The organism is Maribacter zhoushanensis, from assembly GCF_029350975.1.
In the GTDB taxonomy this organism is placed as follows: domain Bacteria; phylum Bacteroidota; class Bacteroidia; order Flavobacteriales; family Flavobacteriaceae; genus Maribacter; species Maribacter zhoushanensis.
Window position 1 is genome coordinate 103,753 of record NZ_JARKMR010000003.1, and the last position, 23,943, is coordinate 127,695.

At 35.2% G+C, this 23,943-nt stretch carries 25 protein-coding genes; 12 read left to right on the forward strand and 13 right to left on the reverse strand.

Annotated features, from left to right (window positions below; genetic code table 11):
- The first annotated feature begins 60 nt into the window (after positions 1 to 60).
- On the forward strand, positions 61 to 1,728 hold the full coding sequence (locus PXD56_RS10895; protein ID WP_276493373.1) for a glycerol-3-phosphate dehydrogenase/oxidase: 1,668 nt from the start codon (positions 61 to 63) through the stop codon (positions 1,726 to 1,728).
- Here PXD56_RS10895 and PXD56_RS10900 read toward each other — a convergent pair.
- A complete protein-coding gene (locus PXD56_RS10900; protein WP_276493374.1) occupies positions 1,725 to 2,726 on the reverse strand; it encodes an NAD(P)H-dependent glycerol-3-phosphate dehydrogenase in 1,002 nt (333 codons plus the stop codon). The genes PXD56_RS10895 and PXD56_RS10900 overlap by 4 nt on opposite strands.
- 109 nt (positions 2,727 to 2,835) lie before the next feature.
- On the opposite strand from PXD56_RS10900, the gene PXD56_RS10905 reads away from it, so the two are divergent.
- Positions 2,836 to 3,750 carry a nicotinic acid mononucleotide adenyltransferase gene (locus PXD56_RS10905; protein WP_276493375.1) on the forward strand — a complete coding sequence of 305 codons (915 nt, stop codon included), beginning with the start codon at positions 2,836 to 2,838 and terminating at the stop codon, positions 3,748 to 3,750.
- A gap of 55 nt (positions 3,751 to 3,805) precedes the next feature.
- On the opposite strand, the gene PXD56_RS10910 is transcribed toward PXD56_RS10905, so the two are convergent.
- Both PXD56_RS10910 and PXD56_RS10915 read right to left on the reverse strand, forming a co-directional pair.
- On the reverse strand, positions 3,806 to 4,333 hold the full coding sequence (locus PXD56_RS10910; protein ID WP_276493376.1) for a DUF421 domain-containing protein: 528 nt from the start codon (positions 4,331 to 4,333) through the stop codon (positions 3,806 to 3,808).
- Between the two features lie 122 nt (positions 4,334 to 4,455).
- Complete coding sequence (locus PXD56_RS10915) at positions 4,456 to 5,304, reverse strand: helix-turn-helix domain-containing protein (RefSeq protein ID WP_276493377.1); 849 nt, start codon at positions 5,302 to 5,304, stop codon at positions 4,456 to 4,458.
- Positions 5,305 to 5,450: 146 nt separating this feature from the next.
- Here PXD56_RS10915 and PXD56_RS10920 point away from each other — a divergent pair, with 146 nt between their 5' ends.
- Positions 5,451 to 6,425: a phytanoyl-CoA dioxygenase family protein gene (locus PXD56_RS10920; protein WP_276493378.1), complete on the forward strand. Its 975-nt coding sequence runs from the start codon at positions 5,451 to 5,453 to the stop codon at positions 6,423 to 6,425.
- 82 nt (positions 6,426 to 6,507) lie between these two features.
- Positions 6,508 to 8,139, forward strand: coding sequence for a SulP family inorganic anion transporter (locus PXD56_RS10925; protein WP_276493379.1), 1,632 nt, complete (start codon positions 6,508 to 6,510; stop codon positions 8,137 to 8,139).
- A gap of 9 nt (positions 8,140 to 8,148) precedes the next feature.
- Here the strand turns inward: PXD56_RS10925 and PXD56_RS10930 are convergent, their stop codons facing one another.
- Positions 8,149 to 8,424 carry a hypothetical protein gene (locus PXD56_RS10930; RefSeq protein ID WP_276493380.1) on the reverse strand — a complete coding sequence of 92 codons (276 nt, stop codon included), beginning with the start codon at positions 8,422 to 8,424 and terminating at the stop codon, positions 8,149 to 8,151.
- Between the two features lie 161 nt (positions 8,425 to 8,585).
- Between PXD56_RS10930 and PXD56_RS10935 the strand changes: the two genes are divergently transcribed.
- The gene (locus PXD56_RS10935) at positions 8,586 to 9,689 is read left to right on the forward strand and encodes a lactonase family protein (RefSeq protein WP_276493381.1); all 1,104 of its coding nucleotides are present in this window, start codon (positions 8,586 to 8,588) and stop codon (positions 9,687 to 9,689) included.
- On the opposite strand, the gene trxA is transcribed toward PXD56_RS10935, so the two are convergent.
- The 5 genes from trxA to PXD56_RS10960 form a co-directional block, all read right to left on the reverse strand.
- Complete coding sequence (trxA, locus tag PXD56_RS10940; RefSeq protein WP_276493382.1) at positions 9,686 to 9,982, reverse strand: thioredoxin; 297 nt, start codon at positions 9,980 to 9,982, stop codon at positions 9,686 to 9,688. The two genes, PXD56_RS10935 and trxA, sit on opposite strands and share 4 nt — an antisense overlap.
- Before the next feature lie 45 nt (positions 9,983 to 10,027).
- Positions 10,028 to 10,717: a DsbA family oxidoreductase gene (locus PXD56_RS10945; RefSeq protein WP_276493383.1), complete on the reverse strand. Its 690-nt coding sequence runs from the start codon at positions 10,715 to 10,717 to the stop codon at positions 10,028 to 10,030.
- A 137-nt stretch (positions 10,718 to 10,854) separates the two neighbouring features.
- Positions 10,855 to 11,334 (reverse strand): c-type cytochrome, encoded by a 480-nt coding sequence (locus tag PXD56_RS10950; RefSeq protein ID WP_276493384.1) that lies wholly within the window; start codon positions 11,332 to 11,334, stop codon positions 10,855 to 10,857.
- Between the two features lie 158 nt (positions 11,335 to 11,492).
- Complete coding sequence (locus PXD56_RS10955) at positions 11,493 to 12,455, reverse strand: YheT family hydrolase (protein ID WP_276493385.1); 963 nt, start codon at positions 12,453 to 12,455, stop codon at positions 11,493 to 11,495.
- A gap of 25 nt (positions 12,456 to 12,480) precedes the next feature.
- A complete protein-coding gene (locus PXD56_RS10960) occupies positions 12,481 to 13,455 on the reverse strand; it encodes an NAD(P)H-dependent flavin oxidoreductase (protein ID WP_276493386.1) in 975 nt (324 codons plus the stop codon).
- A 122-nt stretch (positions 13,456 to 13,577) separates the two neighbouring features.
- On the opposite strand from PXD56_RS10960, the gene PXD56_RS10965 reads away from it, so the two are divergent.
- Both PXD56_RS10965 and PXD56_RS10970 read left to right on the forward strand, forming a co-directional pair.
- Complete coding sequence (locus PXD56_RS10965) at positions 13,578 to 14,051, forward strand: acyl-CoA thioesterase (RefSeq protein WP_276493387.1); 474 nt, start codon at positions 13,578 to 13,580, stop codon at positions 14,049 to 14,051.
- 110 nt (positions 14,052 to 14,161) lie between these two features.
- Positions 14,162 to 14,788 (forward strand): GntR family transcriptional regulator, encoded by a 627-nt coding sequence (locus PXD56_RS10970; protein WP_276493388.1) that lies wholly within the window; start codon positions 14,162 to 14,164, stop codon positions 14,786 to 14,788.
- Here PXD56_RS10970 and PXD56_RS10975 read toward each other — a convergent pair.
- A complete protein-coding gene (locus PXD56_RS10975; protein ID WP_276493389.1) occupies positions 14,776 to 15,678 on the reverse strand; it encodes a DMT family transporter in 903 nt (300 codons plus the stop codon). The two genes, PXD56_RS10970 and PXD56_RS10975, sit on opposite strands and share 13 nt — an antisense overlap.
- On the reverse strand, positions 15,675 to 16,028 hold the full coding sequence (locus tag PXD56_RS10980) for an arsenate reductase family protein (protein WP_276493390.1): 354 nt from the start codon (positions 16,026 to 16,028) through the stop codon (positions 15,675 to 15,677). Before PXD56_RS10980 ends, PXD56_RS10975 begins: the two co-directional genes overlap by 4 nt.
- A 135-nt stretch (positions 16,029 to 16,163) precedes the next feature.
- Between PXD56_RS10980 and PXD56_RS10985 the strand changes: the two genes are divergently transcribed.
- Positions 16,164 to 16,625 (forward strand): DinB family protein, encoded by a 462-nt coding sequence (locus tag PXD56_RS10985; RefSeq protein WP_276493391.1) that lies wholly within the window; start codon positions 16,164 to 16,166, stop codon positions 16,623 to 16,625.
- Here PXD56_RS10985 and PXD56_RS10990 read toward each other — a convergent pair.
- A complete protein-coding gene (locus PXD56_RS10990; RefSeq protein ID WP_276493392.1) occupies positions 16,622 to 17,365 on the reverse strand; it encodes a DUF3298 and DUF4163 domain-containing protein in 744 nt (247 codons plus the stop codon). The genes PXD56_RS10985 and PXD56_RS10990 overlap by 4 nt on opposite strands.
- An 84-nt stretch (positions 17,366 to 17,449) precedes the next feature.
- Between PXD56_RS10990 and PXD56_RS10995 the strand changes: the two genes are divergently transcribed.
- The 4 genes from PXD56_RS10995 to PXD56_RS11010 all read left to right on the forward strand — a co-directional run bounded on the left by PXD56_RS10995 (position 17,450) and on the right by PXD56_RS11010 (position 23,365).
- The gene (locus tag PXD56_RS10995; protein ID WP_276493393.1) at positions 17,450 to 18,604 is read left to right on the forward strand and encodes a cystathionine gamma-synthase; all 1,155 of its coding nucleotides are present in this window, start codon (positions 17,450 to 17,452) and stop codon (positions 18,602 to 18,604) included.
- A gap of 160 nt (positions 18,605 to 18,764) precedes the next feature.
- The gene (gene gdhA, locus PXD56_RS11000) at positions 18,765 to 20,108 is read left to right on the forward strand and encodes an NADP-specific glutamate dehydrogenase (protein WP_276493394.1); all 1,344 of its coding nucleotides are present in this window, start codon (positions 18,765 to 18,767) and stop codon (positions 20,106 to 20,108) included.
- 124 nt (positions 20,109 to 20,232) lie between these two features.
- Entirely contained in the window at positions 20,233 to 20,961 is a 729-nt protein-coding gene (recO, locus tag PXD56_RS11005) for a DNA repair protein RecO (RefSeq protein WP_276493395.1), read from the forward strand.
- A complete protein-coding gene (locus PXD56_RS11010; RefSeq protein WP_276493396.1) occupies positions 20,954 to 23,365 on the forward strand; it encodes a TonB-dependent receptor plug domain-containing protein in 2,412 nt (803 codons plus the stop codon). Before recO ends, PXD56_RS11010 begins: the two co-directional genes overlap by 8 nt.
- Positions 23,366 to 23,422: 57 nt before the next feature.
- On the opposite strand, the gene PXD56_RS11015 is transcribed toward PXD56_RS11010, so the two are convergent.
- On the reverse strand, positions 23,423 to 23,872 hold the full coding sequence (locus PXD56_RS11015; protein ID WP_276493397.1) for a hypothetical protein: 450 nt from the start codon (positions 23,870 to 23,872) through the stop codon (positions 23,423 to 23,425).
- Positions 23,873 to 23,943 lie beyond the last annotated feature (71 nt).

Here is a 23,943-nt window from a genome sequence, read left to right on the forward strand (position 1 = left end):
GTTAGGTTTTGGTCTAATTGCGACCTAAATAATCGTTTCAAATAAAATAGACATCTACTGATGAAGAATATAAAATTTACCAATTTAGAACGTCAAAAAACAATAGATAATTTAGCATCTGAGGATTTTGATTTGGTGGTTATAGGAGGGGGGATTACCGGTGGCGGTATTGCATTAGATGCTGCATCGCGTGGCTTAAAAGTAGCGGTGTTAGAAAAAGGAGATTTTGCTTCTGGAACCAGTAGTAAATCAACGAAACTCATACATGGCGGATTGCGATATTTAAAGCAGTTCGATTTTTGGTTGGTGAAAGAAGTAGGCTCAGAACGTGCTATTGTACATAAATTGGCGCCACACTTGGTTTTACCTGAAAAGATGTTATTGCCATTAATAGAAAATGGATCTTATGGTAAGTGGTTAACATCTATTGGTCTTAAGGTGTATGATATTCTAGCTCAGGTTACGGGTGATGATAAACGAAAGATGCTGGAGAAAAAGGAAGCCTTGAAATTAGAACCTTTATTGCCTAAAAAGATTTTGAATGGTGCAGGGTATTATGCAGAGTACAGAACAGATGATGCTCGTTTAACCATTGAAAATATAAAGACCAGTCTTTTGTTCGGTGCCCAAGCATTAAATTATGCCAAAGTGAATGAGTTTGTATATGAAAATGATAAAGTTGCCGGTGTTAAAGCAATAGATACGGTTACGGACAAAGAATTTACCATTAAATCTAAATACGTAATAAGTGCAGCCGGTCCGTGGGTAGATGAGTTAAGAAGTCTTAACAATTCTAAAAAAGGAAAACAGCTTCATTTAACAAAAGGTGTTCACTTGGTGTTCCCTTATGAAAAACTACCGGTTAAGCAATCTTGTTATTTTGATATACCAGATGGTAGAATGATGTTTGCTATTCCAAGAGGTAAAATTACGTATGTAGGTACTACGGATACCAATTATAATGATAATAAAAATAAGGTAAGGACAGATCTTGCAGATGCTATTTATTTAATATCTGCGGTTAATAACATGTTCCCGGATATTAATCTTGAATTGGAAGACATTGTTTCTTCTTGGGCAGGTTTACGTCCGCTTATTCATGAAGAAGGTAAATCTGCTTCAGAGCTATCTAGAAAAGATGAGATTTTTGTGTCAGACTCAGGTTTGATCAGTATTGCGGGTGGTAAGCTTACAGGCTATAGAAAGATGGCCGAAAGAGTAGTGGATCGCATTGCCAAGAAAATGGAAGAGAAACATGATACTGTTTTAAAAGAGTGTTTTACAGAGAAAATATTTCTGTGTGGTAATGTTGATTTCAAGAAATTTAAACATGTTAAAAAGTACATTGATGAGGTGTACGGTCTAATTAAGGAAGATGGTTTTACAAAGCACGATGCTTGGTTTTTGGTAACCAACTACGGTAAGCAAACAGAAACTATTCTTGAAAATTACAAGGGTATAGTAGAAGCCGATAAATACGTACGTTTAGCCAAGGCAGAATTAGCATTTGGTATAGATTATGAAATGGTGCAAACCCCTATGGATTTCTTCATTAGAAGAACCGGTAGGCTATATTTTGATATAGATAGCATAAGAACGCTTATGGAACCTTTACTTGCAGAGTTTAAAACTAGGTTTAAGGTTACTGATGACGTAATCGAAGAATGGAGAACAACCTTGAATGCAGAATTGAAAGAGCATTCAGATTTTTCTTTAGAGAGACGTTAATCTAACTGATCGGTTAAATCAAGAAATACCTTTTTAGGATTCTTATTTTCATAGAGAACTTTATAGACAGCGTCAATAATTGGAGTTTTGACCTTTTTTGTAAAGTTCTCTTTTATTTTATAAGCACTTTTTGCGGCATAATATCCTTCGGCGATCATACTCATTTCCATTTGGGCACTTTTTACGGTGTATCCCTTGCCAATCATATTGCCAAACATTCTGTTACGGCTAAATATAGAATACCCGGTCACCAATAAATCTCCTAAATAGGCAGACTTGTTAATGTTGCGATCTAATTTATGAATACGTTTGGTATAACGCTTCATTTCTCGAATAGCATTACTCATCAAAACACTTTGAAAGTTGTCTCCGTAACCTAGACCATGTGCAATACCCGCTGCAATGGCATAAATATTTTTCAGCATAGCGGCATATTCGGTCCCGATGATATCTTTACTGATACTGGTTTTAATATAAGCACTAGCTAGGTTATTGGCTACTAGTTCTGCCTTTTCAGTATCTGCACAAGCAATGGTCAAGTATGATAGACGCTCCATGGCTACTTCTTCAGCATGGCATGGACCGGTAATAACACCAATATGTTCAAAAGGAATTTCATACGTATTATGAAAATGCTCCCCAACTATCAATCCTGATTCTGGTACAATACCTTTAATTGCCGAAAAGATAATTTTATCCTTCAAACAAGCCGTTAATTTTTCTAATTCTCCAACTAAAAAAGCAGAAGGTATCGCGAAAATTAAAACATCTGCATAATTGACTGCTTCGTTAATATCATTCGTCAAGAACAGTTGCTCTGATTTAAATTCTACCGAAGTAAGATAATTTGGGTTGTGTTTTTGAGTTTTAATGTGCTCAATAGCATCGGTATTACGCATGTACCAACCTATCTCTTCTTGATTGTTAGTTAGCATTTTTACAATAGCCGTAGCCCAACTTCCTCCACCTAAAACCGCAAATTTCGCATTCTCGTTCATAGTGTAAATTTACCAATTATTTGCATGATCATAATATGATTAGAATCAGTCTTGTAAAATTTTGGCATGGAGATTGTTTCTAGGTAGATAACCTATTAAATGAAATCTTATGAAAACACTAAAACTACTTACAGGATATTTCCTATTGGCAACTTTAATGGTTTCTTGTTATACAGAAGTAATTATTGAAGATGATTTTATAGAAGAGTCGGCATTTAATACCGACCAAGTTTTACAGAGTTATGATTTATGGTATGTAGATATTAATGCTACTAGAGGTAATGGTGAAGTACCATTTCTACAAAGGGCATTTACGGTTTCTTTTGACCGGGGAGTATTGTATGCAAATAATAATATTGTAGGTATTGGTAAAACAGGTGGCGGCTATGGTATTGATGTAGGAACTTATGGAACGTTAAGAGGTACTGTAGATATAAATCATGATATTGATGGCTCTTGGTTTTTAGAAGTTTATGCGGTAAACAATAATACCATAGAGTTGTATGATGCCAGTACAGATACTTCATATTACTTAAAAGGGTACCAAATAAATAATTTTGATTATGACATGGTTTTCTATGATAACATAAATTATTTCATTCAAGAATATGATGCTTGGGAGAAAATTTATACCAGTGAAACAGGTGCGTTAAATGATTTTGATAATGAAAATTATTTACAGTTTTTACCAAGATATTTTAGGTCTTCTTTAAATGCACCAAACTCTAGTATTTCAAATCTACGATGGGATTTTGAAGGTGATTACCAAGTCTTTAATGTTCAAGGGGATAATTCATTGAAAACCCTGACTTTGGATTATGATTTCTTTGGTAATGACTATTTTGAATTATACGTTATTAACGATAATACCATAGAATTATATCATCCAGAAAGTGGCACAATATATGAGTTTAGAGGTAGAGGGTATCAAGAATATTTGAAGTCTGGAAAAGGTACAGAGAGTAAGAAAAGAATTAAAACTTCTAACCCTACAATGAACGTAGAGCGGAAGAAGGCAAAATAGTTTTTAGGTTGATTGTCTCAAGAGTGCCCTGTCAAAATATTTGCAGGGCACTTTTTTATGCGTCATCCTTAACATCTTCCATAATTATAGAATCTACTTCTCTAAGCGTATCTGTGTGAAGAACAGAAATATCTCCCGTAGTTTCAAATACCACGGCTTTTACTTCAGAAAGCTGTAAAACATTTGCTTCACGTAATTTCCCCATTAAATCAGCTTGGCTCACTAAAGCTTTCTTTAAATTGTTTTTTAAGATAGTGCCATTTTTCATTAACAAAATAGGGGTGTTGGTCATAACTTTCTGTGCAGAATTAGATGATGACAGTAATTTGGCGAACAATGCTTGTAGACCTGCAAGTAGGGCAATAGAAACCATAGCAGGCATTAAGCTAGATACTGGCTTGTTAACCGCATCTGCTAAAATTGATCCCATGGCAATAGTTACGGCAAAGTCAAAACTTGTCATTTTTGCAAAAGTTCTTTTACCGGTTACCCTAGTAATGAACATCATGTATAAATAGATGAAAACTGCTGCAATACAAATTTGAAAAACAGTTTTGAAAGTAAGTGGGTCAAAAATTTCCATGGTTGAATTTTAGAGGTTGTACACTTTATTTAAGAGTTGAAAAAGTGCATGCATTATGCTTTGCTAAAATTAACACGGTATGGTTTTAATTGTTTCCTCTATTGATTATAATTCTATTGCAATTAATTAGTTTGAAGTCTTTTTTTAAATGCAGATGGATTTTCTCCCGTTACCTTCTTAAAAGTTCTGTTGAAGTAAGACAGACTTTCAAATCCGCATTCAAAACAGGTTTCGCTCACATTTTTTCCGTTTAGTAATAAACGTTGCGATTGGCTGATGCGATATTGATTTAAGAATTCAATAAAAGTACTACCGGTCGCTTTTTTAAAGTAGCGACAAAAAGCAGGTTTGGTCAAGTTGCAGAACTTAGCAACTTCATCTACAGATATTTTACCCTGGTAACGTTCATCGATCAAGGCATAAATATCACGAATTCTACTTTGCTCCTTTTTACTGTACCTGTTCTTATAAGGTTTTTTATGTAGTAGTTCAAATTCATTGCTTTGAGAAAGTCTTTTAAGAATATTCATGATAGCCATAAAATATTCAAAAGGCTTTAGGGTGTGAAGTTCTTTTAATAATTCGCCCACCACTTTTTTAGTTTCTCCGTGAAAAGCAATTCCGTATCTGGATAGATCCAATAATCTATTCAAGTTTTTCAATTCAGGAATAGGGTCTACAAAAGTATCTTTAAAAGTAGGTTTAATATGTAAAACCTCTTCGCGATAGGTAGTCTTAACACCGTAGTCAAAATTTAGATGTGGTATGTTAGAACCAATAAGAACCAAATCTGTTTCTTCATACTCAGAAATGTGGTCTCCTACATGTCTTGTGCCGTTGGCGCCTTCAATATATACCAGTTCATATTCCGGATGAAAATGCCAATAAAAAAGATGGCTCAGCTTGGGGTCGTGTAATAGCCTAAACGGACTTTTAGAAGCGGGGTCAATAGTTTCTAGTTCTACCTTCATAAGATTAAATGTAACAAAATTGCAGTTAAATTTAATGAGGCGTGCCTAAAAAATCAATATTGTTCAAATTATGGTCAATATTACGGTAGTTCAAGTTGCTAACGCTCAGTAGTTTTATAAAATACTTCAACCTTAAATTTTATACGATGCAACAGACAAATAATAAAGTTGAGCAGGGAAATAAAGCACATAAAGATAAACCCGGTAATCCATCAACAGCAACCAGTAGTAAGAAAAAATTGAACGATAGATCAAATGGTAAACCACTTCGAGCACTCAGCGAAGAGGATTGGAAGTTTTGGTTAGAGAATGGTTATATAGTAATAAATAATGCGGTGTCTTTAGAGCAAGCAAAGGCAACTGCAGATTTTCTTTGGGAGTTTGACGAAAAGAGCCCTACGGATTCTTCAACCTGGTACGCTCCACCAAGGGCAGAAATGAAAATGAAAGAACTAATGGGAACGGGAATGGTTGAGGTTTATAACCATCAACATTTATGGAACAATAGACAGACCCAAAGAGTATATGATGCTTTTGTAGATGTTTGGGGAACAGAAAAGCTTTGGGTTACAATAGATCGGGCAAATTTAAATTTCCCGTTACCACCAGGAGTAGACAAGAAAGGATTTATACATTGGGATTATGATCCGGAAACCAAGCCACAAAATGTCCAAGGAGTATTGGCATTAGCTGACCAAGATGATGAGAATATGGGAGGCTTTCAATGTATACCGTGGTTGTATCGCAATTACAATTCTTGGAAACTGACACAACCAGAAGACCGCGATCGTTTTCAGCCTTCATTAGATGGTTTAGAAGATAAAATTGTAAAAGTGAAAATGAAGGCTGGCGATCTGTTAATTTTTAACAGTACGGAACCCCATGGCATTAGACCAAATAAGTCTAAGGATAAAGTTAGAATTGCACAATACATTTCAATGATGCCTGCCGAGCCAGAAAATGAAGAAATGCGTAATTGGAGAGTTAATTCTTGGAAGAACAAAATTGCACCAGAAGGATATGCTTTTCCGGGCGATCCACGTAAATGGGAGCAAACCAAATATGATACTGCTAAATTATCACCTTTGGGAGAGAAATTATTGGGATTAAAAGCCTGGTAGACAGATAATATGGTAATATTATGTTAGTTAGTGGCGAGGCCGGTAAATATGACTTATTTTTGCGCCCTTAAATTCATCGAGCATGCAGAAGTACCTCAATATTTTCGATTTCAATCAGAAAGTAGATTATAAAAATGAAATTTTAGCGGGATTAACGGTTGCAATGACAATGATTCCAGAATCGTTGATGTTTGCCATACTTGCAGGGTTTTCACCATTGGTAGGTTTGTACGGTGCATTTATAATGGGCTTGGTGACCGCAATTTTCGGTGGAAGACCTGGTTTAATTTCTGGTGGAGCAGGAGCTACCGTAGTTGTTTTAATGGCATTAATGAACTCTCATGGTTTAGAATATGTTTTTGCGGCAGTTGCCTTGGCAGGTGTTTTTCAATTGATTGTAGGATTTTTAAAGTTAGGAAAGTTCATTCGTTTGGTTCCACAGCCGGTAATGTTTGGGTTTGTGAACGGTTTGGCCATTATTATATTTATGGCGCAAATGGATCAATTTAAAGTTGGTGTGGGTGATGCTGCAGTTTGGCTAACAGGTGCTACATTGTATACTATGGTAGGTTTGGTGTTGTTCACTATTGCAATAATTGTTTTTGTTCCTAAACTTACCAAAGCGGTACCCGCTTCGTTAATAGGAATCATTGTTGTGTTTCTAGTAGTGTACTTTTTAGATATTGAGACCAAACAAGTAGTAGATATTATAAATCAAGATACGTTACCAGGAGAAGAATTAAAATCGCTTAGTGGGTCTTTGCCATCTTTTCATATACCAACTATTCCCTTTACGTTAGAAGCCTTTAAAATTATATTGCCATACGGGTTAATAATGGCAGCTGTAGGTCTTACAGAAGGTCTATTGACCTTGAACTTGGTAGATGAGATTACCAATACAAAAGGTAATAGTAACAGAGAGTGTTTGGCACAAGGTGGTGCAAATATATTGAACGGTTTCTTTGGTGGTATGGGTGGTTGCCCAATGATTGCACAGACTTTGGTCAACCTATCAGCTGGTTCTAGAGCGCGTTTATCAGGTATAATAGCTGCCTTGACCATATTGGTGATTATATTGTTTGGGGCACCGGTAATAGAATTGGTACCCATAGCTGCATTGGTTGGTGTTATGGTTATGGTTTCTGTAGGTACGTTTGAGTGGGCAAGTTTTAAAGCTTTGAGAAGAATGCCTAGGTCAGATATTTTTGTAATGATTTTAGTTACTTTAATTACCGTAGTACTCCACAATTTGGCATTAGCGGTATTGATAGGGGTAATCATATCTGCATTGGTATTTGCTTGGGAAAGTGCCAAGAGAATTAGAGCTAGAAAGTATGTAGATGAAAACGGGGTAAAGCATTATGAAATTTATGGACCTTTGTTCTTTGGTTCTACTACGCTTTTTAATGAAAAATTTGATGTTCAAGGTGATCCAAGCGAAGTTATTATCGACTTTAAAGAAAGTCGCGTTTCAGATATGAGCGGTATAGAAGCTTTGAATAAGATTACCGAACGTTATGCCCAAGTGGGTAAAAAAGTTCATTTACGTCATTTGAGTAATGATTGTATACGTTTATTGGCAGCTGCAGATGATATTATAGACGTAAACGTAATGGAAGACCCTACGTATAAGGTAATGGTAGACAAGCCTCTTTCCAAATCAAAAGTAGATGAACCAGAAACTAAAAATCCTTTTAAGTTGTGGGGCTTATAAAACTCAAGATTAGGAGTTAAAATAATAGATGGCATAGAATGCACCTATAACAATAGTTATGGAAAGAATGTAAATCCCGACCTCTTGTATACTATCTTTTTTAGCTTGGGCTATTATTCTGTCACGCACCATTTTGCGTTCAAAATCGGTAAGTTCTTTGAAGTGTAACTTTGTTTCTTTTGTATAATCTAAATAATCTTTGCGAAGCTCTTTAAAGCTTCTACTTTTTTTAAGTAAGGCCCTGTTCGCTTTTATTACTTTCATTGGTTGTCCTCCGTATCCCATCGTTCTGTCTTTCTTATATGTAGTAAATTCTAAGGTTTTGTTACATAGAATTGAATTATTCTTATTTTTTGGACAATTCTTTTATACATTTATTGATTGTAATAGAAGATTGATTTTCCTTTTTGTACGGGAGAATTTTAATAGATTAGAGTATTAGAAATATGAAGAGTAAAGTTAGTTTGCTTATCGCAATTATTGGGTTGATTATTTTAAACAGTTGTAAGGTGGAAGAGTCAAAAAATGAGGAAGTTCTTTTTGTAGGTACCTATACCGATAATGGTAGCGAAGGTATTTATAGATTCCATCTTAATTTAGGTACCGGTGAGTTGACAAACCAAACTTTAGCAGCCAAAATTAAAAGTCCATCATATATCGCATTTTCTCCAGATAAAAATTCTTTATATGCAGTTAGCGAGGTCAATGATTATAAAAAAGATGATGGTTCAATTACCACATTCAGGGTAAAAGATACCTCTCTTGTTTATGTGGAAGAGCAATCTACACATGGTGCACACCCATGCTTTGTTGGTGTAAGTAATGATGGCAAGCTAGTGGCTGCAGCAAACTATACCGGGGGTAATGTAGCGGTTTATAATGCTTTAGAAAATGGAAATCTAAAACCTTCTCCACAGATTATAGATCATAAAGTTTTAGATACGACGAGAAAAGCCCATGCGCACATGTCTTCATTTTTAAATGGCGAATTAATTGTGTCTGATTTAGGTCTTGACCGAATAAAAAAGTACATCTTATCTAATGGAAAATTTATTCCAAGCAATCAGAAAGAATTAGTGGTTGCGGAAGGTGCAGGACCTAGGCATTTTGTAAGCTCTAGTGATGAAGAATTTCTTTACGTCATCAATGAATTGAATTCTACGATAACAATGTTTCAAAAAGAAGAGAGCAAGTATTATGGAAAGAAAACCTATGATACCGTAGCATCGGATTTTGAAGGGGAGAGTTTCTGCGCAGATATTCATTTATCCCCAGATGGCAAATTTCTTTACGGTACAAATAGAGGGGAGAATACTGTAGTAATATTTAAGGTCGATAAAACTACCGGAAACTTAGAATTAGTAGGTAGGGAGTCTGTAAAGGGCGATTGGCCAAGAAACTTTACTATTGACCCTACGGGTAAATATGTACTGGTAGCAAATCAACGTAGCAACAATATTGTTGTTTTTAATAGAAATGCAGAAAATGGCACTCTAAGTTTTGTGAGCCAGGTTGATTTGCCTAGTCCAGTATGTTTAAAATTCTATTAATTAGATTTAATAATCTGTAATAAATCATTTTTAGGTACTACACCAGATTGTCTCCAAACCTGTTTACCGTCTTTAAAAAGAATCATAGTAGGTACACCTCTAACTTGATATTGCGAAGCTAGAGTTTGATTTTTATCTACGTCTATTTTAACAACTTTGATAGCGTCACCCAAATCTCCTTTTACATCTTTTAAAATAGGAGCTAGTGTTTTGCATGGTCCGCACCAGTCAGCAAAAAAGTCAACTAAAACTGGAGTGTCCCCTTTAATGATATCAGAAAATGATGATTTCATATCTTTTGTTTTATAAATTAATATTTTCTTTTAGCTAATGTTAAGTTAGCAAATTCCTGTTGATGGATCACAACTATCACCTGTGGCAATTATTTTTAGTGGAGCCACTTGTTGAAAGGCTTCTAAAAATGCAGCAGGTGGTTGTGCACCGCTTATACCGAATTTATCGTTGATGATAAAGAAAGGTACACTATTTACACCTCGTTGCTGGTAATGTGCTATTTCTTGCTTTACCGCATAGGCAATAGCATCATCATTTAGAGTTTTTTCTGTTTTTTCTGAGGACCAATCATATTCGGCCATAATAGCACTTAGAACGGCAACATCGTTTAAATGAAGATTTTCATCAAAATACGCTTTCATAAATCGTTCTTTTAGAGCGTCTTTAAAACCTTCTTCCCCGGCAACGTGTAAAAGTTGATGTAAGGGCAATGTGTTTACCGCCAACCATTCTTTTCCGAAGTTGAAATTAATTCCTTCTTCTTTGCCACTTTCTTCTAATCTTTTGGTCATTTCAAGTGGTCCTTCTACACTGCCAAATTTATTAGTGAGATAGGTATCTCTATCTAACCCTTCTTTTGGTATGTTAGGGTCTAGTTGAAAAGGATGCCATTCAATTTCTATCTCTGCTCCGTCCCATTCTTTTATTGCTTTTTCTAATCTTTTCTTACCAACATAACACCATGGGCAAGCAACATCAGAAACTATATCTATTTTTATTTTATCGTTTTGCATATATGTATCGTTTAATATTTAATTGGTCGTAAAAAGTCATGAAAACATACGCTTAAAAGTGACCATTAAAATGAAGTAAAAAAGAAAACCCTTTCATGTACATGAAAGGGTTTTCGGTATTAGGTTGGCGTTTAACTCTAAAGAGTACGTAAATATTCTGCTATGTTACGTGCCTCATCTTCTTTTAAGTTTTGATTAAGCATTATGGCATTGTTGTATTCTTTCAATAATGCTTTTGCAATAGGGTCTTCTTTCAACATTTTATCAGGGTTGATAATCATGTTCATTACCCATTCTGGACTTCTACGTTCGTAAACACCTTTTAGTGCAGGTCCGATCATACGTTGTTCTGCCATATGACAAGCAGTACAAATTGTTTGGAATTTTTCTTTACCTGCAGCGGCCATTTCTTCATTAACAGCGTCATCAAAAGTAACACTGGTAATAGGACCAACTCCTTTATTATCTAAATCAACTGGCACGCCTTCACTTGCCGTTTCTGTTTTAGCTTCTTTTTTGGTTCTGTTCATTTCAAAACCATCTTTTTTCTCTTCCTTCTTCTCGCCACAACTAATTATCATTGTGCCAAGAGCTAATAAGGTGAATAATTTGCGCATACGTAACTTTCTTTTAAGTGTTGTCAGTAAATTGAGCGACTAATATATGAATTTTTGCGGGTAGAAGTGTATATAAACAAGTAACCATTTTAGTTTTTAACTAATAATCTAAAGTAAGTAACAAATTAGATGAATGTTTTTGTATTTGTTCAATAAACTTAGGCAATATTATCTAAAAATTCTAGTGTACGCCTTTCTGTATAAGTGTAGTTATTGTTTCCGTAAAACCCAACATGACCGCCATATTTAGGCATTTCTAGAAAAAGCTTGCTATGATGTTTTGCAATCTCTACAGGGTAGCATTCAGATCCTAAAAAAGAATCATTCAGTGCATTTATTATTAAAGTAGGTACTTTAATATTGTCTAAGAATTGAAGACTGCTGCTTTTTGCATAATAGTCCATTGCATCATTAAAACCATGGGCTTTGCTAGTGTAAAAATCATCAAAATCTTTGAGAGTCTTAATATTGCCGATATCTGTATCGGAAATAAGCTCAGGAAATAATTCTTGTTTTAATCTCAGTTTTTTAATAAGATTTCCCTTGAACCGTTTGGCATATATGGCATTCTTGAACTGAAGTAGCTGGTGCAGTGAGTCTGCTAATTGGCAAGGTACCGAAATGGCAACTGCTCCTTTAATTTCATTGACCCTTTCTCTTTTCTCGCCTAAATATTTTAAAAGTAGATTACCGCCAAGACTAAAGCCATGCAGATATATACTTTTGTATTCATCTAAATGTAAAACATGTTCAATAACAGCTTGTAAATCTTCGGTAGCCCCAGAATGGTAAGATCTAAATAATTTGTTGGCAGTGCCACTGCAACCTCTTAGGTTAATGGCACAAACATCATAACCAGATTGTGTTAAAACTTTGGCGCTACCCTGTATATAAGCTCTCTTAGAGCTCCCTTCTAGACCATGAATTATAATCACTAATTTTTTAGAAGGAGCTGAAGCATAGCTCCAGTCTGTATCTAAAAAATCAGAGTCAGGCAGGGTAATACGAATGCGTATTTGCTCTAAATCACCTACTTTTCTAACCAACCCGGAATATATGGTAGATAGGTGTCCGCTTTTAAAAAATAATGGCGGATTGTATGTAGAGTCAATTAAAGGCATCTATTTGTAAAAGCTAAAATTATGTTTACTTAGGGTATGTTTCTAGAACCTTCATTTGTTCTTCTATAGCCTCTTTAAATTCCGCTTTTAAGTGTGATACCAGTTCGGTGACAGCTATAGAGTCATCTATTAATGCAGAGCCTTGACCTGCGGACCAAATAGTTTTCCAAGCTTTTGCCTCAGTATTCATTTCTTTGCCGAAATCTATTTTGACATCTTTTTTAAGGTCTTCTTCTGTTATACCTGCCGCTTTTAAACTGGCGCCAAGAAAATTGGCATGTACACCAGAAATAGAAGCAGTATAAACCACATCGCTAGCGCCTGCATCAATAATCATTTGTCGATATTCTGGTGTGGCCTTACTTTCATTGGTATTAATGAATCTTGTACCCATATATGCTAGATCTGCACCCATTTGAAGGGCAGAGGCTATGTCTCTACCAGTACTGATACAACCGGAAAGGAGAATAGTTTTATGGAAAAATTTCTTTATTTCGGCAACCAAGGTCATTGGGTTGATGGTACCTGCATGACCGCCTGCACCGGCAGCAACAAGAATTAATCCGTCAACACCTGCTTCGGCCGCTTTTTCTGCATGACGCTTTTTAATAATATCGTGAAAAACCAATCCGCCATAACTATGTATAGCATCTACAACTTGCGAAACAGCACCTAAAGAAGTAATAATCAATGGTACTTTATGTTTAACGCATAGTTTTATATCTGCCTCTAATCTAGGGTTTGTTTGGTGCACGATTAAATTTACACCGAACGGAGCCGCTTTTTTTCCGGTCTCTTCTTCAAATGCCTTTAAGGCAGATTTGATTTCAATAAGCCATTCTTCAAAACCTTCGCTGGTACGTTGGTTCAATGCAGGGAAAGTACCAACAATGCCATTCTTGCAACATTCTATTACCAATTGTGGTCCAGATATTAAAAACATTGGTGCTGCAACTGCAGGCAAGGATAACTCTTTGATGAAAGCGGGTTTGTTTGACATAGTGATGTAAATTTTGAACGTGACTTAAAAATAACTATAAAAAACGATGTTCTTTAGTTCTTACATTTCAAAACTATGGTATTTTTATAAAGTATTATGCATGCATAGCAAAAATTATTAGAATGTATACAAAGGATTTTGAAGTACGGTGGAGTGATATTGATGCAAATCGTCATTTGGCAAACTCGGCATTTGTTAATTTTATGAGCCACACAAGATTGGCTTTTTTAATGGAGCTTGGTTTTAACCAAAAGACAATGGTAGACTATAAAATAGGTCCTGTGGCTTTTTATGAACATATGTATTATTTTAAGGAAGCCTTTTTAGGGAATAATATTAAAGTCTCTTTAGAAATAAAGGGACTAAGTGAAGATGGAAAGTTTTTTGAATTCTATCATGATTTTTATAATGATAAAGGAGAAAATATTGCTCGTTGTGAGATGATGGGCGCATGGATCAATTTAAAATCAAGAAAGCTAACGGGGCTGGCAGAAGAATTGCTAAGTAAATTTAGTAACATTGAAAAAGCAGATGGTTTTAGGGTTTTGACGAAAGAAGACACAAGGCGCTTTTTGAAAATTCCTAAAAATTTATAAGAATTGTAATGTTAAATACTTTATTTTTAAGTGACACAATGAATTACAGTTAGTACCCCCCTCTTTGACTGTTAAGTTATAATAACCACCAATACTAACATTTATATTTAATGGTCAGCCTACCAGAAGAAATTTTTAAGGACACTTACGGTAAAGTAAAAAAGTTGATTGTAACCAAAAAACTGGTTCCTGGTCAACTCATAACAGAACATAGGCTGTCCCATACTTTAAATATAAAAGACGACACTGTTCCGGTAGTGTTGCTACAATTGAAACAAGAGAGTCTTCTAGTGGGTAGTTTGGACAATGGTCTTACCGTTAGAGAATTAAGTGAGCAAGAAATCTCAGAAATGTTTGACTGTAGAATTGCACTGGAAACCATGGCTGTAAAACTATTTACCCAAAATGCTCCGCAATCTAAAATTGACGATTTAAGAAGTCTTTTGGTGCCATTTGAAAATGGACCTAAAAACGGTTATGTTTTCTATAAAATTGATAGATATTTTCACGAATTCATAATTAAAAGCTGTGGAAATAGAACGTTGTATGAAATGTACAAGTCTGCGAAAATATTACCTTTTATGGATTTGATGGGTTTGAATAGACCTTTGCATTTAATTTTGAAAATGCATCTTGACCTTGTTTCTGCCATGCATCACCGAGATGAAAATAAGGCTGTAGAAATCTTATCGATGAATTTAGAAAATGCTAAAAAATCACATATTTATTGTCCCTGAAGTTGTCTTTTAGGTTTTTTGCTAGAAAGATAAACACCAACTAATACAAAACAAGCAGCAACAATTTTTACTGTTGTAATGGTATCTTGACCAGTAATAACTGCATAAGCTATACCTAATAATGGTTGTACATAAACGAAAGCACTTAAAGTAGATGCCTTAAGCTGGGTAAGAGCAAAAATATTGAATAGGTAAGTGCAAAAGGTGGTCCCTATAATTACAAACCCAATCCCAAAATAAGCTTCAAAAGGTAAGGTACTCCACGAAATATCTATAAATTCTTGATATCCAAAAGGCAAACAGATAAGCACGCCTAAAGAGAAAAGCCATTTCATAAATGTAAACGGATGATATTTGCTAATCAATACTTTTACCAGTACTAAATAAGATCCGTAAAACATAGAGTTCAGAAAAATCAGGAAGTTACCTAACGGAATATTTGGAGCATCCTGTCTAACTTCTGCACTAAATAGTATTAAACCTAAAGCGCCTAATAACCCTATCCCAATACCAAATATTTTTCTGCCAGAAATCTTTTCCTTTAAGATTACGGCAGACAGTATAAGAACAATAATTGGTGACGTTGTAATCAGTACTGCGCTATTAATAGGAGTAGAAAGAGATAGACCTTTAAAGAATACTAACATGTTGAAAGCCATACCCAATATGGCACAAACTAACATTCTAAGATAATCTTTAGGGTCTATATGTTCTTTTGGTCCTAAAGGTGATATCAGCCAAAATAGAATTGCAGCACCCAAAACCCTAAGAATAATGAATCCAAAAGGTTGCACATAATGTGGCATAACACCTTTTGCAATAGTATGGTTTAAGGCATATATCGTAGTCGCTCCAATGGCGGCAAGTATGGCTAATAACCTTTTGCTCAAGGGTGTATTGCCATTTTAGCGGCTTCAACCACTTTTTTGCTATTACCAATAAATATTTGTTCGTCAACAATAATTACGGGGCGTTTTAAAAAAGTGTATTGTTCTAAAATCAACGCTTTAAAATCGTCTTCAGATAAGTTTTGTTCTTTAAGATTGCGTTCTCGGTATAAAACAGCTCTTTTACTGAAAAGAGCTTCATAACTGTTAGAAAGTCTATGCATTTCTTCAAGTTGAGAGGTAGTAATAGGTTCTGTTTTTATGTCTTGTAATACAAAATTAGTAAGAGGTTGCAGTTCTTTAATAATACGTTGGCAAGTAGTACAAGTACTTAAATGATATATTTTTTTCATGTGTATGATTGTAAGGAAGATGTTTTTATGTCTTTCTGAAAGTAAAACACCTTAGTTAGATGTAGACTTTAGAAATACAAAGAAACCTAAATATCATTAATTGTGCTATTTTTACAAACCTTAAAATGTGAAATGATGACAGAGAATTTATTTGGTATTATGTTGCAAAATCGTAAAAATCTACATGCGATATTAACAAAGACTCCTAAAGAAAAATTGCTTAGAATACCTGAAGGATTCAATAATAACGTTTATTGGAATATTGCACATACAGTAGCAACGCAACAACTTCTTATCTACAAGTTAAGTGGTTTGCAAATGCGTATACCAAATGAATTAGTTGCCAAATTCAGTAAAGGTACCGTGCCAGATGGTACAGCAACCGAAGAAGAGATGATGATGGTAGCAGATTTTTTAATTTCTACGGCAGAATGGCTTATTGAGGATTATAATACGGCACTTTTCCAATCATTTAACGAGTATACAACAAGTGCAAAGGTTACGCTTAAGAATGTTGACGATGCTATAGTGTTTAATTTATTACATGAAGGGTTGCACCTTGGGCAGATTAGTCTTTTGTTAAAACAGTTGTCTTAAAGTTCTTTGGGGTACTTTAAAAAAGTATTTGCCTCTGTGTAAGGTATAGTCAGTATGATTGGACCATCTGCAAAAGATGCTATTTCGTAAGGTTCATAATATAGTAGTAGTCCGTTTTCTGTATACCCCATGTTATCGGGTAAATAAAAACGCTCTGTTTCGAACATAAAACCGGTGTCGTTAATGGAACCTTCTGCAGGTATGTTTTCTTGTTTTCTAAAAAGTGTTTCGGTGAAGGTTTTAAATTCTTCTAAATCGGTGAATAAATCTTCTTGATATAATTCGGTGCCGTTAAGTTTATCAAAATTTAAAAATCGGTTGGTACCATATCCGTGTGCCCCACCAGTATAGATGTAAGATTCTAATTTAATGGTGATGATGCTTTCGTTTTCAAAAGTGATATTCCCTTCAACAGTAGCTTCCCAAGGCATAGATTCTTCTGGAAATTTTCCGTTTACTTCTTTGTAATCATCTAGAAATGTCTCTTTTGCTTCTTCAAGATTTTGTGCGTTACTTTCCTCATAAAAATTCAGCAATGCTATAATTTCACTTTCTAAGGCTGCGTTGATGGTTTTGCTGATTTTTGTTTTTCCGTTTGCTTGCGGAATTTCTATGCGTACAGAAGTACAATTTTCGCAAGAATCTGTAGCGATAGTTAATGGTTCAAAAGAAAGCGAATTCTTGTTATTACAGGCAAGTAACAGAAAACAGATAAGTAGGCAGGTAAGCTTAGATTTCATGAAAAGATTAGATTTATTGTAAAAATACAGCTTCATTGTATTCCCCGAAAGATAACGATACATTTGTGTTATAAATACTTGAATATGGCTTCTAAAAACTTAAAATTTAATACCAAGACCATACATGGAGGTCAGCAACCAGATGAAGCTTATGGTGCAGTTATGCCGCCAATTTATCAGACCTCTACTTATGCCCAGACTACACCGGGTGGTCATAAGGGATTTCAATATTCTAGAAGTGCAAACCCTACAAGAACAGCGTTAGAAAATTCATTGGCAAGTATAGAAGGAGGGGAATATGGTCTGGCTTTTGGCAGCGGTATTGCGGCAATAGATGCAGTCATTAAATTATTGGAACCAGGAGATGAGGTAATTTCAACCAATGACCTTTATGGAGGAACCTACAGAATATTCAAAAAGATTTTCGAAAAGTTTGGTATTGTATTTCATTTTGTAGGGATGCAAGGAGCAGATGCCGTACGTAATCAGATAAATTCAAGGACAAAATTAATTTGGGTAGAAACACCAACTAACCCAATGATGAATATTATAGATATAAAGGCAATAGCTGATTTAACTATGAATTCTGATATTTTGCTAGCGGTAGATAATACATTTGCTACGCCATATTTGCAAAAACCTTTAGAATTGGGTGCAGATATTGTTATGCATTCCGCTACTAAATACCTTGGTGGTCATAGCGATACAGTCGTTGGGGCATTGGTAGTTAAGGACAAAGAATTGGCAGATAAACTCTATTTCATACAAAATGCCAGCGGTGCGGTTTGCGGCCCCATGGACAGTTTTTTGGTGTTAAGGGGAATAAAGACCCTACATGTACGCATGCAACGCCATTGCGAAAATGGTAAAGCAATAGCAGTGTATCTTAAAAACAATCCTAAAATTGAAAAGGTATACTGGCCCGGTTTTGAAGATCATCCTAATCATTTAATTGCAAAAGAGCAGATGAAAGATTTTGGAGGTATGATTTCATTTGTGCCAAAAGGAGGTAGTTATGAAGATGCCGTTAAGATTGTAGAAAAGTTACAAGTATTTACATTGGCAGAGTCTTTAGGTGGTGTGGAAAGTCTAGCAGGTCACCCTGCAAGTATGACCCATGCAAGTATTCCAAAAGAAGAACGACTTAGTAGCGGTGTGGTAGATGCATTGATAAGATTAAGTGTTGGTATTGAAGATGTTGATGATTTAATTGCAGATATAGAACAAGCGATAGGATAATGCCCTAAATGTTAAATTAAATGTAGCAAGTATAGGTAGTTTGTTGTCAAAACAACAATTTTTATCGAATTTTAAAAAAATAAGCAATCAAATTACACAAATAGCATAATTTTGACGTTATATTTTGAAATCAATAATTTAAATAAGTTTAAATAGCTTTATGGAGAATAAAATAAAAGCATTTATGGACGAGGTTATCTCCAGAAATGGACATGAGCCAGAATTCATTCAAGCGGTGCAAGAAGTTGCAGAAACAGTTATACCATATATTGCAAGTCAAGACATATATAATGGTAAGAACATTCTTTTAAGAATGGTTGAGCCAGAGCGTTTAATTTCTTTTAGAGTTGCTTGGGTAGATGATGATGGTGAAATTCATGTAAACCGTGGTTATAGAATTCAAATGAATTCTGCTATTGGGCCATATAAAGGTGGTTTGCGTTTTCACCCTACCGTAAATGCAAGTATCTTAAAATTCTTAGCTTTTGAGCAAGTATTCAAGAACAGTCTTACAACATTACCTATGGGTGGTGGTAAAGGTGGTTCTGATTTTGACCCTAAAGGTAAATCTGATGATGAGGTAATGCGTTTTTGCCATGCCTTCATGTTAGAGTTGAATAGACATATTGGTCCAAACACAGATGTTCCTGCAGGTGATATTGGTGTTGGTGCTCGTGAAATAGGTTTCCTTTTTGGTATGTACAAAAAGATAAGAAATGAGTTTACGGGTGTATTAACCGGTAAGGGTCTTTCTTGGGGTGGTTCTAAAATTAGACCAGAAGCAACAGGTTACGGTACCGTATATTTTGCACAAAGTATGCTTAAGACAAAAAACGAAAGTTTTGATGGTAAGACTGTAGTAATTTCTGGGTCAGGTAACGTTGCACAGTACGCTGCTGAAAAAGCAATTTTATTAGGTGCAAAAGTGGTGACACTTTCAGATTCTAGTGGTTATATCTACGACAAAGACGGCATCAATGATGAAAAGCTTGCTTTTGTAATGGATCTTAAGAATAATAGAAGAGGGCGTATTTCTGAATATGCAGATAAATATCCTTCTGCAGAATTTTACGCAGGTAAAACACCTTGGGAAGTAAAATGTGATATTGCATTACCATGTGCAACGCAAAACGAGTTAGATCAACAAGATGCTAAAAATCTATTGAAAAATGGATGTATGTGTGTTGCAGAAGGTGCAAATATGCCTTGTAATACAGATGCTGTTCATGAATTCAACAACGCAAAAATATTGTTTGCACCAGGTAAAGCTTCAAACGCCGGTGGTGTAGCAACATCAGGATTGGAAATGTCTCAGAATTCATTAAGAATTAGCTGGACACGTGAAGAGGTAGATGAGCGTTTAAAAGATATTATGGAAGATATTCATGATTCTTGTATTGAATTCGGTAAAGAAGAAGATGGTTTCTGTAACTATGTAAAAGGAGCCAACATTGCTGGTTTCGTTAAGGTTGCAGATGCAATGCTTGCACAAGGTGTGATCTAGAAATTAGATTAGCTAAAGCACATATATTTATAATGCGAGGTTCTATAGTGGAGCCTCGCATTTTTTTATACCTTTTCGTTACCAAACTTCAATCAACTATCTTTGTTTAAACAGATGTTATAATATGCAGGTAACCACAAAGGCGATAGTATTTTCTGCACTAAAATATGGCGACACAAGCCTTATTGTAAAAGCCTTTACTGCATCTGACGGAATTAAATCTTATCTATTACGTGGTGTTTTGTCTTCAAAAAAAGGGAAATTGAAAACTGCTTATTTTCAGCCTTTAACACAACTAGAGATTGTTGCAAACCACAAAAACAAGGGTACTTTAGAAACACTGAAAGAAGCCAAGGTGTTCTATCATTACCAAACATTATATGCAGACATGGCAAAAAACGCCATGACTTTGTTCTTGGCAGAGCTGTTGAGCAATAGTATACGTGAAGAAGAAATGAATGAAGATTTGTTTCAATTTCTAGAAGCATCGTTGCAATGGTTAGATATGCATAAAGATGTTGCTAATTTTCATCTCTATTTTATGTTGTCGTTGACACGGTATTTAGGTTTTTATCCAGATGTATATCAGATAGATAAGCCTTATTTTGATTTGTTGGAAGGTGAATTTGCAGCAGTAGAATCATTGAACCCTATGTTGAGAGGTGAAAATATTTATTATTTCAAGACCTTATTGGGCACAAATTTTGATGCAATGCATACCGTAAAGATGAAAAAAACCAATCGCCAAGAATTACTGAAATCCCTAATACTTTATTTTGAATTGCATTTACAGGGATTTAGGAAACCAAAGTCGCTTGCCGTTTTAAATGAAGTTTTCAATACCTATGTATAAGTATTTAGTATTAGCACTTTTTTTATGTTGTTGTCTTGGCAATGCTCAAGAGATTATCGTTTTAGATGCCGATAGTGGAGAAGAGATTTCCAATGTTGCCGTGTATAACAAAGACAAATCTAAAATTGCATTATCAAATTTTGATGGGGTTTTTGATGCTTCGGTATTTATGGCTAAGGAGCGCATCACCCTAAAACATATAGGGTATCAAGAATTTAAAACCACAAGATTACAACTACAAAGGCAAGGTCAAAGAGCTTATTTAATTATGAAAGTCCAACAATTAGATGAGGTGGTCATGTCGGTTTCTAAGTGGGAACAGCAAAAGAGAGATATTCCAAATAGAATTATTTCTTTAGATGCTAGGTCAATAGCATTTTCTGCACCCCAAACTTCTGCAGATTTACTCCAAAATAGCGGAAAGGTCTTTGTGCAAAAAAGTCAGATGGGTGGTGGTAGCCCAATGATACGTGGTTTTGCAACCAATAGATTGTTGTTGTCTGTAGATGGGGTAAGAATGAACAACGCTATATTTAGAGGGGGTAATGTGCAAAATGTAATTTCTATTGATCCTTTTACCGTTAAGAATACAGAGGTAATATTTGGACCGGGTTCAGTTATTTATGGCAGTGATGCTATTGGAGGGGTGATGAACTTCTACACTAAAAAGCCTATGCTATCTGAGAATGATAGTCTTTTGGTACATGGTAATGCAAATTATAGGTTTGCATCAGCGAACATGGAAAATACAGTTCATGCAGATATTAACCTAGGAAAAAAAACATGGTCGTCACTAACGAGTGTTACCTATAATAATTTTCAAGATTTAAGAATGGGTTCACATGGTCCAGATTCTTATCTAAGAAATACTTACGTACAAACTACTAATGGTGTTGATGAACTAGTTGAAAATGCTTCTCCCAAAAAACAAGTGCCAACAGGGTATGACCAACTAAATTTAATGCAAAAATTCTTGTACAAGCCTAATGCTAAATGGGATGTAAACTTGGGAGCATACTATACCGAAACTTCAGACTATTCTAGATATGATAGATTTATAAGACCGGCAAGTGATGGTTTAGGGTTGCGCTCGGCAGAATGGTACTATGGTCCTCAGAAATGGTTTATGGGAAATGCCCAAGTACAGAAAAAAGGAAACGGAAAGGTGTATGATGGTTTAAAATTAGGTTTGGCTTATCAGCATTTTGAAGAAAGCAGAATTAATAGAGATTTTCAAGATGAGATCAGAAATTCTACAAAAGAAAAAGTAGATGCCGTAAACTTTAATATTGATTTTGAGAATAAGAAAATTGGAAATTTTAAGCTTTATTATGGTACCGAATATATTTATAACAAGGTAAGGTCAACAGGAAATGATTTTAATATTGTAACTGAAGAAAAAACAAATGCAGCTTCCAGATATCCAGATGGTTCTACTTGGCAAAGTTTGGCAGGTTATGCAAATGGGGAATATAAGGCAAAACCTAATTTTACGATTATGTCTGGGTTAAGGTATAGTCATGTCTGGGTAGATGCAGTGTTTGATGATACTTTTTATGATTTTCCGTTTGAGACAGCAGATTTAAGTACAGGTGCATTAACGGGTAGTTTGGGCTTTAGTTGGTTTCCAAGGGCAAATCTTCAAGTGACATTAAATGGTTCAACAGGTTTTAGGGCACCTAATATTGATGACGTGGGTAAGATATTTGATTCTGAACCTGGATCGGTAGTGGTTCCTAATCCCGATTTAGAACCTGAATATGCCTATAATGCCGAAATAGGGGTGCAACGTAATATTAATGATAAGATTATTTTAAAGGGAACGGCTTATTATACCTATTTAGTAGATGCCTTGGTGAGAAGAGATTTTAGCTATAACGGCATCTCTGAAATTGAATATGGAGGCGAATTGAGTAATGTGCAGGCAATTCAAAATGCTGCTAAAGCTTATGTCTATGGTTTTGAATTTGGGTTAGAGGCTTATTTGACAGAGCAATGGTCGTTATCATCTAACTTAACATTGACAGAGGGCGTAGAAGAGGAAGATGATGGATCTGACACTCCTGCACGTCATGCGGCACCAACATTTGGAGATTTTCATATAGTATGGAAAAATCAACGATTACGAACAGATGTATTCTTGAATTATAACGGAGAGATAGCAAACGAAGATTTGGCAGTATCAGAACAGGCTAAGGAATATATTTATGCGGTAGATGAAAACGGCAATCCGTTTTCTCCATCTTGGTATACTTTAAATTTTCGATCGCAATATGATGTTACCAATGATCTTAAAGTCACTACGAGTATAGAAAATTTAACTGATCAGCGTTATAGAACTTATTCATCTGGTATAGTTGCACCAGGTTTAAATATAATTCTTGGAGTAGGATATCATTTTTAAATAAAAAAAGACCCGCTATTAACGGGTCTTTTAAAATTATAAAAAAAAGGGTTATTGTTAGTGTTTAACCGCATTTTTTACGTCTTCAGCTTTTTGAGCTGCTTTGTCAGCCGCACTATTAGCAGCATCTTTTACGTCATTACCTGCTTCTTTTACAGCGTCCATACCATCTTGACCTGCTTTTTTAGCGGCATCCATAGTATCTTCACCTGCTTTTTTAGCAGCATCCATACCTTCTTGACCAGCTTCTTTTACTGAATCAGCAGCTTCACCAGCAGCATCCATTGCTCCTTCACCAGCTTCTTTTGCTGCATCCATACCTTCTTGACCAGCTTCTTTAGCAGCATCCATTGCTCCTTCGCCAGCTTCTTTTAAATCGTCACCAGCATTTTCTAAAGCAGCTCCTGCTTCTTCTGTTGCAGATTTTGCTTTATCAGCTGCATCTCTACAAGAAACAGATAAACTAAGTGCTAAAATTGCTAATGATCCTAAAATTACTTTTTTCATTTTTGTAAACTTAAATGGTTATTTGTTCGTGGTAATATACGTAGAAATTTAACTTTTGGATGTTTATGACG

Bases quoted from the DNA above. Each gene is read 5' to 3' on its own strand.
- PXD56_RS10895 (WP_276493373.1), top strand. From the start codon at position 61: ATGAAGAATATAAAATTTACCAATTTAGAACGTCAAAAAACAATAGAT.
- PXD56_RS10900 (WP_276493374.1), bottom strand. From the start codon at position 2,726: ATGAACGAGAATGCGAAATTTGCGGTTTTAGGTGGAGGAAGTTGGGCT.
- PXD56_RS10905 (WP_276493375.1), top strand. From the start codon at position 2,836: ATGAAAACACTAAAACTACTTACAGGATATTTCCTATTGGCAACTTTA.
- PXD56_RS10910 (WP_276493376.1), bottom strand. From the start codon at position 4,333: ATGGAAATTTTTGACCCACTTACTTTCAAAACTGTTTTTCAAATTTGT.
- PXD56_RS10915 (WP_276493377.1), bottom strand. From the start codon at position 5,304: ATGAAGGTAGAACTAGAAACTATTGACCCCGCTTCTAAAAGTCCGTTT.
- PXD56_RS10920 (WP_276493378.1), top strand. From the start codon at position 5,451: ATGCAACAGACAAATAATAAAGTTGAGCAGGGAAATAAAGCACATAAA.
- PXD56_RS10925 (WP_276493379.1), top strand. From the start codon at position 6,508: ATGCAGAAGTACCTCAATATTTTCGATTTCAATCAGAAAGTAGATTAT.
- PXD56_RS10930 (WP_276493380.1), bottom strand. From the start codon at position 8,424: ATGGGATACGGAGGACAACCAATGAAAGTAATAAAAGCGAACAGGGCC.
- PXD56_RS10935 (WP_276493381.1), top strand. From the start codon at position 8,586: ATGAAGAGTAAAGTTAGTTTGCTTATCGCAATTATTGGGTTGATTATT.
- trxA (WP_276493382.1), bottom strand. From the start codon at position 9,982: ATGAAATCATCATTTTCTGATATCATTAAAGGGGACACTCCAGTTTTA.
- PXD56_RS10945 (WP_276493383.1), bottom strand. From the start codon at position 10,717: ATGCAAAACGATAAAATAAAAATAGATATAGTTTCTGATGTTGCTTGC.
- PXD56_RS10950 (WP_276493384.1), bottom strand. From the start codon at position 11,334: ATGCGCAAATTATTCACCTTATTAGCTCTTGGCACAATGATAATTAGT.
- PXD56_RS10955 (WP_276493385.1), bottom strand. From the start codon at position 12,455: ATGCCTTTAATTGACTCTACATACAATCCGCCATTATTTTTTAAAAGC.
- PXD56_RS10960 (WP_276493386.1), bottom strand. From the start codon at position 13,455: ATGTCAAACAAACCCGCTTTCATCAAAGAGTTATCCTTGCCTGCAGTT.
- PXD56_RS10965 (WP_276493387.1), top strand. From the start codon at position 13,578: ATGTATACAAAGGATTTTGAAGTACGGTGGAGTGATATTGATGCAAAT.
- PXD56_RS10970 (WP_276493388.1), top strand. From the start codon at position 14,162: ATGGTCAGCCTACCAGAAGAAATTTTTAAGGACACTTACGGTAAAGTA.
- PXD56_RS10980 (WP_276493390.1), bottom strand. From the start codon at position 16,028: ATGAAAAAAATATATCATTTAAGTACTTGTACTACTTGCCAACGTATT.
- PXD56_RS10985 (WP_276493391.1), top strand. From the start codon at position 16,164: ATGACAGAGAATTTATTTGGTATTATGTTGCAAAATCGTAAAAATCTA.
- PXD56_RS10990 (WP_276493392.1), bottom strand. From the start codon at position 17,365: ATGAAATCTAAGCTTACCTGCCTACTTATCTGTTTTCTGTTACTTGCC.
- PXD56_RS10995 (WP_276493393.1), top strand. From the start codon at position 17,450: ATGGCTTCTAAAAACTTAAAATTTAATACCAAGACCATACATGGAGGT.
- gdhA (WP_276493394.1), top strand. From the start codon at position 18,765: ATGGAGAATAAAATAAAAGCATTTATGGACGAGGTTATCTCCAGAAAT.
- recO (WP_276493395.1), top strand. From the start codon at position 20,233: ATGCAGGTAACCACAAAGGCGATAGTATTTTCTGCACTAAAATATGGC.
- PXD56_RS11010 (WP_276493396.1), top strand. From the start codon at position 20,954: ATGTATAAGTATTTAGTATTAGCACTTTTTTTATGTTGTTGTCTTGGC.
- PXD56_RS11015 (WP_276493397.1), bottom strand. From the start codon at position 23,872: ATGAAAAAAGTAATTTTAGGATCATTAGCAATTTTAGCACTTAGTTTA.